This window comes from Sphingomonas sp. (genome assembly GCF_036388215.1).
Classification (GTDB): domain Bacteria; phylum Pseudomonadota; class Alphaproteobacteria; order Sphingomonadales; family Sphingomonadaceae; genus Sphingomonas.
The window spans coordinates 77373-90186 of the sequence record NZ_DASVSH010000011.1 but is presented as its reverse complement, the minus strand read 5'-3'; the positions used below and the strand labels follow the sequence as shown (position 1 = coordinate 90186).

Genomic DNA, 12814 nt, shown 5'->3' with positions numbered 1-12814 from the left:
TTATTGCGAAAGCGTACGATCCATGGTGGTCTTGCGCGCGTTCAATTTTGCCTCGGTGTGCTTGCCGATATCATCGTCCAGGCGGGACCACTCATTCTTGGTCAGGCAAAACCGCTTCGGCATGATCGAGCCTACGGGCACGAGGCTCCGACATATCTTCTTTTCCTTGGCGGGCTTGGCCGAATCCACCGCAGCATCCTGGGCAGAAGCAAGGCCGGAGATAAGTATAGTGGCCGTCCCCGCGACCAACATCAAACGCGCTATCATACTGGCAAATCTCCCGCGGATATCGTGCAAGCTCAATAGGTAACAGGTTTCAACCGCAACGTACAGATTCGGGGCTTGCGTGATTCATTTGGCGGGTATGCCAAGGCGTTATCCCCCATGTGCATCACTTCCGCCCGAACAGCTTCTCGATATCGCCATGCGCCAGCTTCACCCAGGTTGGGCGGCCATGGTTGCATTGACCCGAATGCGGCGTGACTTCCATTTCGCGCAAGAGCGCGTTCATCTCAGTGACCGAGAGCACGCGGCCCGCGCGAACCGAGCCATGGCAGGCCATGGTCGATGCGACATGGTCGAGGCGTTCCTTCAGCGACAGGGCTTCATCGAAGCTTGCTAGTTCGTCGGCCAGGTCGGTGACGAGGCTGGTGACGTCACCGGCTCCGAGGGCGGCCGGGGTGGCTCGGACCAGCATCGCGCGGGGGCCGAAGCGTTCGAGTTCGAGCCCGAATTGCGCCAGCTCCTCGGCGCGGGTTTCGAGCCGGTCGCAGCCGGGCTCGTCCAGTTCGACGACCTGGGCGAGTAGCAGCGCCTGGCTGGGCACGCCGCCCCCTTGCATCGCGCGGCGCATGCGTTCGAGCACGAGGCGTTCGTGCGCGGCGTGCTGATCGACTAGGACGAGACCGTCTTCCGCTTCGGCAACGATATAGGTTTTGGCGACCTGCCCTCTGGCTACGCCGAGGGGGTGGGTGATGGTTTCAGGGACTGGGGCGTAGGCTGGTTCGGCTCGGGCCATGGGGGGTGGGGTCAGGAAGGTTTGGCGGCGGTCTTGGACCCCGCCCGTCACCCCCGCGAAGGCGGGGGCCCAGGGTGACGGGTCCATCGCTCGCGACTCCGGGTTCCCGCTTTCGCGGGGATGACGATGGAGGTCGCTCGTCCACATGCCGAGTGCGGCTTCGCTTGTGCGTTGGACGCTGCGGTGGCCGGCTTCGTCGAGCGCCCGGCGCAGGCCGCTGACGATCATCCCGCGCGCCAATGCCGGATCGCGGAAGCGCACTTCGGTCTTGGCGGGGTGAACGTTCACATCGACCGCGTCCGTTGGGACTTCGAGAAACAGCGCCACCACCGGGTGCCGATCGCGCGCCAGCATTTCCGCATAGGCGCCGCGCACCGCGCCCGCGAGGAGCCGGTCCTTCACGGGGCGGCCGTTGACGAACAGATATTGGTGATCCGCCACGCCGCGATTGAAGGTCGGCAAGCCCGCGACTCCACCCAGCATCAGCCCCTCGCGCTCGAAATCCACCGCAACGCTGTTTTCGCGCAGGGCGCGGTCGGTAAGCGCCGCGACGCGCTCGGGGCGGGTTTCGCCGCCCTGCACCTGGAGCACCCGGCGACCGTCATGCTCCACCGAAAAAGCGATATCCGATCGCGCCATCGCGAGGCGCTTCACCACGTCGAGGCAAGCTGCATATTCGGAGCGCGCGGAACGGAGGAACTTGCGGCGCGCGGGTACACGGGCGAACAGTTGCTCGACCCGGATGCGCGTCCCCGGCGGGATAGCAGCAGGCCCTTCGGCGAGCACATCGCCATTGTCGACCGTCCTCGACCAGCCCTCGGCCCCGCGCACCCGGCTCTCCAGTGACAACCGCGCGACGCTCGCGATCGAAGGCAGCGCCTCTCCCCGAAAGCCCAAAGTCGTGACCTGCTCGATCGCCCCATCCTCCCACAAGGCTTCAGGCAATTTGGAGGTGGCGTGACGCTCGAGCGCCAGCGCCATTTCAGGGGGCGACATGCCGCATCCGTCGTCGATCACTTCGATCAGTTCGGTGCCACCTGCACCCAGCCGGATGGCAATGCGCGTGGCCCCGGCATCGACTGCGTTTTCAACAAGTTCCTTCAACGCGCTGGCGGGCCTTTCGACCACTTCACCGGCTGCGATCCGATTGACGAGATGCTCTGGGAGGCGGCGTATTGACATGGCCTACGCTGTAGCCCAAGCGACGGCATCCCGCGACCTAGAACCGCTATGGCCGAGGCCGGAATCGTTTCCGCCCCGGAAGGGCCCGGGCTAAATTTTGTGCGAACAGCCGCAGACAGCAAGCGCGGCAGAGACGGATTGATCGATGGCGTTTTTTTCCCGCTTTTTCCGCATGATGTCTCACGACATGGCAATCGATCTCGGGACCGCGAACACCGTGGTCTACCTGCGCGGGCGCGGCGTCGTGCTCAATGAGCCGTCGGTTGTGGCAGTCGAGACCATCAATGGTGTGAAGCGCGTAAAGGCAGTCGGCGACGACGCCAAGCTGATGATGGGCAAGACGCCCGGCTCGATCGAAGCGATTCGCCCCTTACGCGACGGCGTGATCGCCGATATCGATGTGGCCGAGCAGATGATCAGCCACTTCATCCGCAAGGTTCACGGGCAGCGGCGCTTCATGCGCTGGCCGCAGATCGTGATTTGCGTGCCGTCCGGTTCCACTTCCGTTGAAAGGCGCGCGATACGTGACGCCGCGTCGAACGCTGGCGCGAGCCAGGTATTCCTGATCGAGGAGCCGATGGCGGCCGCGATCGGCGCCGACATGCCCGTCACCGAGCCGATCGGCTCGATGGTCGTCGATATCGGCGGCGGCACTACCGAAGTCGCGGTGCTTTCACTGCGCGGCCTGGCCTATTCCACTTCGGTTAGGGTGGGCGGCGATAAGATGGACGAAGCGATCGTTTCCTATGTGCGCCGCAACCATAATCTGCTGATCGGCGAAGCCACGGCCGAGCGGATCAAGCAGGAAGTGGGCGTCGCCAAGCCCCCCGCCGACGGCATCGGCCTGACGATCCACATAAAGGGCCGCGATCTCGTCAACGGCGTGCCCAAGGAAATCCAGATCAACCAGGGCCAGATCGCCGAAGCGCTCAGCGAGCCGGTAGGTACGATCGTCGAGGGCGTGCGCATCGCACTTGAGAACACCGCGCCGGAACTGGCCGCCGATATCGTGGATCAAGGCATCGTGCTCACCGGGGGGGGTGCGCTGCTCAAGGGCATCGACGAAGTGCTGCGCGACGAGACCGGCCTGCCCGTGACGATTGCCGAGAATCCGCTGACCTGCGTCGCGATCGGCACCGGCCGCGCGCTGGAGGATCCTGTCTACCGCGGCGTGCTTATCCAGGTCTGATAGAGGGGCAAGGGGGACATGGCGCCGCCAAGAAACCGGCGCCCGGGGTTTTCGCGGCGGGCGCAATACGGCCTATTCGTGGGATATGTGGGTGCGGTCGGCGGTGCGCTGATCGGCGCGGGGCTGCTCTTGCTTTCTACCTTCAACCCTACCGCCTATTCGGCGGTGCGCGGCTTCTTCGCGGAGGTAACCACCCCGGTCGCCTCTGCCTTCGCCTGGATGCGCGGCGGCGTGGCCGGCGCCCCCGGGTGGATCGCGAGCCATGGCAACGTCCGCGCCGAGAACGAACGGCTGAAGAAGCAGCTCGCGGATAACGAGACGCTCGTCGCGCGCGCGCGCACGCTCAATCAGGAGAACCGGCGGCTCCGCGGATTGCTCCAGCTCCGCGACGTGACCACCGATGCCGTAGTGATTGCCCGGTTGGTCGCCAGCTCGGCTTCGAGCACGCGGCGCTATGCCACGCTCAATGCGGGCAATTGGCAGGGCGTGAAGCCCGGTCAGCCCGTGCGAGAGCCCGCCGGCCTGATCGGACAGGTGATCGAGACCAGCCCCAACACCGCGCGCGTGCTGCTGATCGTCGATCCGGAGAGCATCGTGCCCGTCCGCCGCACGCGCGACGGGCTGCCGGCGATCGCCTCAGGGCGCGGCGACGGTTTGATGGACATCCGCTCGGCGAGCGTCGCCACGATGATCTTTCAGCCGGGCGACACTTTCGTCACTTCGGGAACCGGGGGCATCTTCTCGCCCAACGTGCCCGTCGCGCGGGTGATCCGCACTGCGCGCGACATCGCGGTCGCCGAGCCCAGCGCCAATCCCGACGCGCTCGATTTCGCGCTGGTGCAGCAAAGCTTCCTGCCCGAGCCAGTCCCCTCCCCCACTCCCGCGGCGGCAAAGGCCAAGCCCAAGGCCGGCCAATGAGCCCGATCGAGTGGGTTCCGCTCGGTCGCAGCGAGAAAAAGCCCCGCGCGGTGTGGCTCGCGCCGCTCTCGGTCGTGCTCGGCTCGATGATGACGCTGCTGCCGTTCATCGCCACCGTGCCGTACCTTCCGCCCTTCGGCCTGATGATGCTGCTCGGCTGGCGGCTGGTGCGCGGCGATTCGATGAAGGTGTGGATGCCGGTGCTCCTCGGCTTCTTCGACGACATGATCAGCGGCCAGCCGCTGGGCAATGCGATGTTCTTCTGGACGGTCTGCGTGCTCGTCATCGATGTCTTCGATACGCGGCTGGTGTGGCGCGATTTCTGGCAGGATTGGCTGATCGCGAGCGGCGCCATCGCCTTCTGCCTGATCGCCGGCCGGCTGGTCGCCGCGCCGATATATGCGCATGTCGATACTGCCTTGCTCTTCCAGATCGTGATCTCCGCTGCGCTTTTTCCTGTGATTGCCCGCTTCTGCACATGGCTGGATCGCGATAGTAAGAGTCGGTAATGGTCCGGATCACCGAAGCAACCCAGGCATATAGCTTTTCGCGGCGGGCGCTGGTGCTTGGCGGGCTGCAGGGTGGCGTGGCAATGCTCCTGGCGGGCCGCATGGCCTATCTCTCGGTGTTCGAGAACGAGCGCTACCGGCTGATGGCGGAAAGCAACCGCATCAACCTGACGCTCACGCCGCCGCGCCGCGGCTGGATCGTCGATCGCAACGGCGCGCCGCTCGCGAACAACCGCACCGATTTCCGTGTCGATATCATCCCCGACCGAATGGAGGACAAGGCGAAGACGCTCGACACGCTCCAGCGCATCCTGAACCTCACGCCCGAGGATCGCGCGCGGATCGAGACCGATCTCAAGCGGGCGGCGGGCTTCCAGCCGGTCCAGGTGCTGGAGAACCTCGATTGGGAGCGCTACGCGACGGTGATCGTGCGGCTGCCGGAAATGCCCGGGGTACAGGCGACGCAGGGCTTTGCGCGCAATTATCCGCTCGGCGCGGGCGTCGGCCACCTCGTCGGCTATGTCGGCACCGCGTCGCAGGAGCAGTTCAAGAAAGACAAGGACCCGCTTCTCGTCACCCCCGGATTCAAGCTCGGCAAGGATGGAATCGAAAAGACCCTCGAGGACGAATTGCGCGGCACGCCGGGAGCCAAGCGCGTCGAAGTCACCGCGCATGGCCGCCTGGTCCGCGAACTCGCCACGCGGCCCGATGCGCCCGGCAAGACCGTCAAGCTGACCATCGATGCGGCGCTCCAGGAATATGCCGCCCGGCGGCTGGGCACCAATTCGGGCTCGGCCGTCGTGCTCGATTGCCACACCGGCGATATTCTCGCGATGGTCTCGATGCCCGCTTACGATCCCAACAGTTTTTCGGACGGGATCGGACAGACCGAATGGAAAATGCTGTCCGAAGACGATCACGTGCCGCTGATGAACAAGGTGATGCAGGGGCTTTATCCCCCCGGCTCCACGGTCAAGCCGATGAACGCGCTCGCGCTGCTCCAGGCGGGTGTCGATCCCAGCGCAACGGTGCATTGCGGCGGCGCGATCAAGGTAGGCAACGGCACCTTCCACTGCCACAAGCGCGGCGGGCATGGCGGCGTCAATCTTCGCCGCGCGGTCGCGCAGAGCTGCGACATCTATTTCTACGAGATGGTCCGCCGATACGGCTATGACGCCATCGCGCCGGTCGCGCGGTCGCTTGGCATGGGCCAGAAGTTCGAAATGCCCTTTTCCACACAGCGCTTCGGGACGGTGCCTGACAGCCAGTGGAAGATGAAGCGCTACAAGCAGGCCTGGACGGTGGCGGACTCGCTCAACGCATCGATCGGCCAAGGCTATGTGCTGGCCAATCCGCTCCAGCTTGCAGTGATGGCGGCGCGGCTCGCATCGGGGAAGGCGATCGTACCCCGGCTGATCGCGGACGGGCCCGCTCCGGCTGCCCCGCCCCTCCAGATCAGCGCGGAGCATATCCATATCGTGCGGGATGCGATGTTCGCGGTGGTCAATGACGGAGGCACCGGCGGCGCCTCGCGCATGAACGTTCCCGGCGTGACCCTCGCCGCCAAGACGGGCACCGCGCAGGTGCGCCGCATTACCATGGCCGAGCGGCGGGGCGGCGTGCTCAAGGATGCGCAGCTTCCGTTCAAGCTGCGCGACCACGCATTGTTCATCTGCTTCGCGCCCGCCGAGAACCCGAAATACGCGATGGCGATCGTGCTGGAGCATAATGGCCATACCGTGCGCAACATGGACACGCCGCTCACCGGGCGTGACATCATGACCTTCCTGTTCGATCGGCCCCAGGCGATGAAGTCGCTGCACGAAGCCGAACCGACCTGGGGCGGCACCTATCGCGAACGTCAGGCGGCGCAGGCGACGGCATTCCAGCAGGCTCAGAACGTGCCTGCCCCGCCCGCCCCGGAGGACGCCGCCGAAGCCGCGAGCACCGTCGCGTCCCAAGCCGCCGACGCCACTACGACCAACACGATAGACACGAGCGCAGCCGAGCGCGGCAGCGCGGAAGCCGACGAATGAGCCTGATCAGCTCCGACGTCGTCCCCAGCCAGATAGCGCAACTGCCCTGGCGGGTGCTCCTGCTCGTCATCGCGATCGGGCTGTTCGGCCTGGTCGTGCTCTATTCGGCGGCGAGCGGGCATATCGATCCCTGGGCCTCTTCGCAGGGCAAGCGCTTCGTCGTGTTCCTCGCGATGGCGATCATACTCTCGCGCATCCCCGAGAGCTTCTGGGCGCTGAGCGCACTCCCCATGTATGCCGTGACGCTGCTCATGCTCATCGTGGTGGAGCTGCTCGGCGCAGTCGCTGGGGGAAGCCAGCGCTGGCTGGATCTCGGCTTCATCCGCCTGCAGCCTTCCGAGCTGATGAAGCCCGTGATCGTGCTCGCGATGGCGCGATTCTATGAGATGCTGCCCGCGGGTGAGATTCGGCGCTTCGGGGCGGTCTGGCCGGGCATCGTGCTGGTCGGCTTGCCCGCGGCGCTGGTGATGCTCCAGCCCGACCTGGGAACGGCACTGATGATTACGGCGGGCGGGATCACGGTGATGTTCCTCGCGGGAATTCCGCTGCGGCTGTTCATCGGGGGCGCGCTGGGGCTCGCGGTCTCGGTCCCCATCGTGGTCAATTATGTGCTCCACGATTACCAGCGAAACCGCGTGCTGGTGTTCCTGGATCCTGAGAGCGACCCGCTCGGCACCGGCTATCATATCAGCCAGTCGAAGATCGCGATCGGTTCGGGTGGCTGGTTCGGCAAGGGCTTCCTCCAAGGTACTCAGAGCCATCTCGACTATCTACCTGAAGGGCATACGGATTTTGCACTGGCGACGATGATGGAAGAATGGGGCCTGATGGGCGGAATCTTCCTGATCGTTGCCTTCGGGCTGCTGATCAAATGGGGGATCGGCGTCAGCGTCCGCGCGACGAGCCGCTTCGCGCGCCTCACGGCCGCGGCGCTGTCCGCCACCATTTTCTATTATGTCGCGATCAACATGGCGATGGTGATGGGGCTCGCCCCCGTCGTGGGGGTGCCGCTGCCGCTGATCAGCTTCGGCGGCACCGCACAGATGACCTTCATGATCTGCCTGGGCATCCTGATGTCGATCGACCGCCAGAACCGCCGCGTAACACGCTGGTAGCCTTTGCCCGAGCCCGGGCGATATCCACTCGCCGATCGAAAAGCTCTCGCTATAGTATTGCGAACCATTGGGGAGGACAGCCATGATTCCGGCGCCGTCGCAAAGACTCGTAATGTCGCGCCGCCGTCTGCTGCAGGGCGTAGCAGCGGTGAACCTGTCGCTCATCGTGCCCGGCCGCGGCCTGGCCAGTTTCGGCCCTTCCCCACCGCCGCTTACCAAAGCCATCTGGCTGGACGCGGCGGCGCCGGCTTTCACCGAAGGAATGACCTTCGGTGTTCCCTGGCCCAGGGGCGCAGTGAGCGCACGCGCCACCTTCGCTATGGAGGACCTGCCCGTGCAGTCCTGGCCAATCGCTTATTGGCCCGATGGCTCGCTGAAATGGTCGGCTCATGCCGTGGCGGCGGCCGACGCGCCGCGCGGGGCCTATGCCCTCACGATGGGCAAGCCCGCCGCCCCTGCCGCCCCAGTTCGGATCGAGCGATCGGCGCGGGTGCTCACGGTCAGCACGGGCGACGCAGTGTGGACGCTGCCGACAAGCGGAACGGCCCTGATAACCCAGGCGACGCGCGGCGGCCGCAAGGTCATGGGCGCCGTCACGCTCGGGCTCCTCACGCAGAATGCTTATAGTTTGGAGGAGAATTCGGAGGTTCGTCAGACGAGCTTCGAGGGGCAAGTGGAAGATGCGGTCGTCGAACAGCACGGCCCCGTGCGCGCGGCGATACGTTTGACAGGGCGCTATTCAGGCGGTGGACGCCAATGGCTGCCGTTCACGGTCCGCCTGTATTTCCATGCGGGCGCGGAGTCGGTCCGCATCGTCCACAGCTTCATCTACGACGGCGACGAGACCAAGGACATCATCAGCGGCATGTGCCTGAAGGCGATGGCGCCGATGCGTGACGCCCTGGAGAACCGGCATGTGCGGTTCTCGGGGCAGGACGGCGGCGTGTGGGGGGAAGCGGTGCGCTCGATCACCGGCTTGCGGCGCTCCTCGGGCCGGGAGCTGGAAGCGGCGCAGGTGGCGGGGAAGTTCGTGGATGCCGCCAAGCTGCCGGGCAAATTCCCACAGGAACTCAAATGGGTGCCGCCCTGGGACGCCTTCACCCTCTCCCAGCCCGCGCCAGACGGATACACGATCACCAAGCGCACCGCGCCCGGCCAGGGCTGGATCGCATCGGCCGCCGAAAGGCGTGCGTCGGGCCTGGGCTATGTCGGGGGCGTATCGGGCGGCATCGCGCTGGGGATGAAGGACTTCTGGCAGCGCTATCCCTCGCGCATCGACGTGCGCGGGGCGACGCAGGACGAAGCATCGCTGACGATGTGGATGTGGGCGCCCGACGCCCCGGCGATGGACCTGCGCCCCTACCGTGCCGACATGGGCATGAACACGTATGAGAAGCAGAATGAAGGGCTCGACATCACCTATGAGGATTTCGAACCCGGCTGGAACAAGCCCTATGGAATCGCGCGCACGACCGAATTCATCCTGTGGGCCCTGCCCGCCACGCCCGAGCGGGACCGCTTCGCGGGCATGGCGCACCAGGTTTCGGCCGCCCCCCGTTTGACCATCTCGCCTGAGCGGCTGCATGCGGCGGGCGTATTCGGCGATTGGAGCCTGGTGGATCGATCCACGCCGACGCGCAAGGCGATCGAAGCGCGGATGGATTATCAGCTCGATTACTACCTCCAGCAGATCGAGGCGAACCGCTGGTACGGCTTCTGGAACTACGGCAACGTCATGGCGTCATACGACCCGGCGCGCCATGTGTGGAAATATGACATGGGCGGATCGGCCTGGGACAATTCCGAGCTCCAGTCGGACATGATGTTCTGGTATGCCTATCTGCGCTCCGGCCGGCCCGACATCTATCGCCTGGCGGAGGCGATGACGCGGCAGACCGGCGAAGTCGCGGTGCTGCATCTTGGCCCTTACAAGGGCTTCGGCACGCGCCACGGCGTGCAGCCCTTCTCCGACTCGTCCAAGCAGCCGCGCGTTTCCAACGCCGCCTTCCGCCGGATCTATTATTACCTCACCGCCGACGAGCGCACGGGCGACCTGATGCGCGAACTTGTCGATTCCGATCAGACGCTCAAGAACGTGTTCATCGAGCGCAAAGTGGCGAGCGAAGGCGGCAGCGGGCACGGCGTGCGCGAGAAGATTCCGGGCACGGTCGATTGCAGCTTCGGTACTTCCTGGGGATCGTTCGTGGCGGCATGGCTCACCGAATGGGAGCGCACCGGCGACAAGAAGTGGCGCGATCGCATCGTCAACGGGATGAACTCGATCGCCAAGCTGAAAAATGGCTGGTTCTGCGGGGGGGCGCCCTATGATTTGGCGACCGGGCGCTTCGTCGGCCGGGGCGACCAGATCAACATGAGCCATCTCAACGGCGTTTTCGGGGTGATGGAGATGCACCAGGAGCTGATGCCGCTGCTGAACGTGCCGGCGTACAAGAAGGTCTGGCTGGATTATTGCCGCTATTACAACGCGCCAACCGAGGAGATCACCGCATTCCTGGGGGTGAACCCGGGGGGCCGCGGCCTGACCGAGGCGCATTCGCGCTACACCGCCTATGCCGCGCGCGAGCTGAAGGACGTGCGGCTTGCCGACCGCGCCTGGAAGGAGTTTTTCGGCCCCCGCGGCGTGCCCCGGTCGCAGACGCAGCGAGTCGCGGGGTCGGCGGTGCTGCATCCGGTGGATGAAGATCCCCGGATCAGCACCAACGGCGTATCCCAATGGGGCCTGGCCGCGATCCAGAACATCGCGCTGATCGGCGACACGCTGGATACGCTGGGCGCCAAATATGCTGCGTCCCGCGCCCCAGGATAGCGCGGCAAGGGCTGGCGGCAGCCGCTTGCGGCTTCTTTAACCCTGCCGATAAATCGTTGATTAGGCTCATGATGCCAGGAAGCCTTATGAGCGAAATCGCGCCGCAGGATTTGATCGACCTCGCTCACGCGGCGGAAGCCCGCGTGTGGCACGGCGAACGCGCGCCGCAATATCTGGTCGATGTGATGCAGGATTGCGTCCGGAGGGGTGACATGTCGCAGGGCACCGACGCAGAGCGCGCCCTTCGCCTTCTCGATCGCGAGCCGGCATCGCGAAGACTTGGCCGCTACTAACTTGTGTTATGCAAACTCCTTGTGAAACAACCGTTTGACCTGTGGCTGGTTACCGTTGCTTCACCAATCAAGCCTAGTTTAGCGCCATGGACTGGACGACGCATCCGCTGTTGATCCTGCTCGCGGCGATTTGCGTCCTCGCGGGATGGCTCTCGCTGCGCCGGCGCGCCCCCGTCCATATCGACGCGATCGACGCCGCGCTGGCGCGGATTCGAAACGGGGAAACGGGGGTGCGGCTGGAGCCGCTCGCCTGGGGCCGCGACGCGCGGATGATCAGCCGGTTCAACGCCGCGCTTGCCGAAATCGAGGCGGGGTGCTTCGATTGGGACCGCGCCACTCCCGAAGACAGCGCGATGTTCAAGGATCTGCGCAAGGACGGCGTTTCGAGCGGCACGCTGATCACCTATGTGGCCGTTGCCGAGATCGACCGCTTCACCACGCTGCGCCAGAGCACCGGCTATCGGATCGCCAATTTGCTGCTCGCGCAACTGGGCCAGCGGATCACCGCGGCGATCGCCACCGCCGAACTGGGCCGCATCGGCCGCACGACCATCGAGTTCGCGTTCAAGGCCGAAACGCTCGGCGAAGCGCAGATGCGGCTGATGAGCGCGATCCAGTCGCTAGAGCAGCGGCTCGTCATCGACGACTATTCGTTCGACCTGTCGGTCGCGATCGGGTTCGCGGATGCGGGCAAGAGCTCGATCCGCGACGAGCTGGTGGACCAGGCAGCCGCCGCGCTTACCGCCGCCCAGGCCGAGCGCGTCAAGGTCTGCTTCGCCGACGCCGCGATCCTCAACCAGAACAGCCTGGTCGATCTCGAATTGATGCGCGCCTTTCCCGTGGCCCTGGCCGCCGGCCAAATCGATCTTCATTATCAGCCCAAGCTCGAATCGCGGACCAACATCATCAAGTCGGTCGAGGCGCTGGTACGGTGGCATCGGCCAGAGAGCGGCCTGGTCGCCACGGATCGTTTCATTGCGCTCGCCGAGGAAACCGGGGCGATCCGCGAGCTGACCGAATGGGTGATTGCGCGTGCGGTCCGTGATCAAAAGGCGCTGCAAGTACAAGGACATGAGATAGAGATTTACGTCAATATCTCAGGTCAGTTGCTGCCCGACCGCGACTTCGCGCACGCGGCGCTCGACATCGTGCAGGACGCATGCGGAAAGATCGGATTCGAGATAACCGAGACGGCGGTGATCGGTGATCCCGATGCGGCGCTGGCCAATCTTCACGAATTCACGAATGCAGGCATCCGCATCGCTATCGACGATTACGGATCGGGCCTGTCCTCCCTTGCCTATCTGAAGCAATTGCCCGCGCATGAACTCAAGATCGATCGCATGTTCGTAAGCGGGCTTACCGACAGCCATCGCGATCCGCTGCTCGTCCGGTCCTCGATCGATCTGGCGCATGCGCTGGAAATGGAAGTGACGGCGGAGGGCGTGGATGACGCCATGGCGCTGTCGCTGCTGCGCATCATGGGCTGCGACCTGCTCCAGGGCTATTTCATCTCTCCCCCCCTCCCGCTCGATTCGCTGGTGGCCTTCCTGAACGACGAAGAGCAGGTCAAGCGCCTCGGCGGCCAGGGCGATGGCGGCCAGTGGCCCCTCTTCGGAAAGGCCTGAATCAAACATATGATAAGGTAGGGATTTTTTCGTCCCTAACGCGCTTTTTACTCTCTCCATTACGAAGCGACTCAGCTCTTTGGGCGCAAAAGGTGCCTA

General features: G+C 64.9%; 10 protein-coding genes. 8 read left to right on the top strand and 2 right to left on the bottom strand.

The genetic code is table 11. The annotated features are described in order from the left end of the window. Positions 1-252, bottom strand: a complete 252-nt coding sequence (locus tag VF617_RS05145) for a hypothetical protein (RefSeq protein ID WP_331013799.1) — start codon at positions 250-252, stop codon at positions 1-3. Positions 253-391: 139 nt separating this feature from the next. After that, positions 392-2200 carry a DNA mismatch repair endonuclease MutL gene (gene mutL / locus VF617_RS05140; RefSeq protein ID WP_331013798.1) on the bottom strand — a complete coding sequence of 603 codons (1809 nt, stop codon included), beginning with the start codon at positions 2198-2200 and terminating at the stop codon, positions 392-394. A gap of 145 nt (positions 2201-2345) precedes the next feature. Between mutL and VF617_RS05135 the strand changes: the two genes are divergently transcribed. The 8 genes from VF617_RS05135 to VF617_RS05100 all read left to right on the top strand — a co-directional run bounded on the left by VF617_RS05135 (position 2346) and on the right by VF617_RS05100 (position 12715). Further along, entirely contained in the window at positions 2346-3389 is a 1044-nt protein-coding gene (locus VF617_RS05135; RefSeq protein WP_331013797.1) for a rod shape-determining protein, read from the top strand. Positions 3390-3467: 78 nt separating this feature from the next. Beyond that, a complete protein-coding gene (gene mreC / locus VF617_RS05130) occupies positions 3468-4307 on the top strand; it encodes a rod shape-determining protein MreC (protein WP_331013796.1) in 840 nt (279 codons plus the stop codon). Beyond that, positions 4304-4816: a rod shape-determining protein MreD gene (gene mreD / locus VF617_RS05125; RefSeq protein WP_331013795.1), complete on the top strand. Its 513-nt coding sequence runs from the start codon at positions 4304-4306 to the stop codon at positions 4814-4816. Before mreC ends, mreD begins: the two co-directional genes overlap by 4 nt. Beyond that, positions 4816-6852, top strand: coding sequence for a penicillin-binding protein 2 (gene mrdA / locus VF617_RS05120; RefSeq protein ID WP_331013794.1), 2037 nt, complete (start codon positions 4816-4818; stop codon positions 6850-6852). Before mreD ends, mrdA begins: the two co-directional genes overlap by 1 nt. Further along, positions 6849-7967 carry a rod shape-determining protein RodA gene (rodA, locus tag VF617_RS05115; RefSeq protein WP_331013793.1) on the top strand — a complete coding sequence of 373 codons (1119 nt, stop codon included), beginning with the start codon at positions 6849-6851 and terminating at the stop codon, positions 7965-7967. Before mrdA ends, rodA begins: the two co-directional genes overlap by 4 nt. Before the next feature lie 112 nt (positions 7968-8079). After that, complete coding sequence (locus VF617_RS05110; protein ID WP_331013792.1) at positions 8080-10794, top strand: Tat pathway signal sequence domain protein; 2715 nt, start codon at positions 8080-8082, stop codon at positions 10792-10794. Between the two features lie 86 nt (positions 10795-10880). Next, positions 10881-11087, top strand: coding sequence for a hypothetical protein (locus VF617_RS05105; protein ID WP_331013791.1), 207 nt, complete (start codon positions 10881-10883; stop codon positions 11085-11087). An 86-nt stretch (positions 11088-11173) separates the two neighbouring features. Next, complete coding sequence (locus VF617_RS05100) at positions 11174-12715, top strand: EAL domain-containing protein (protein WP_331013790.1); 1542 nt, start codon at positions 11174-11176, stop codon at positions 12713-12715. Positions 12716-12814: the final 99 nt, after the last annotated feature.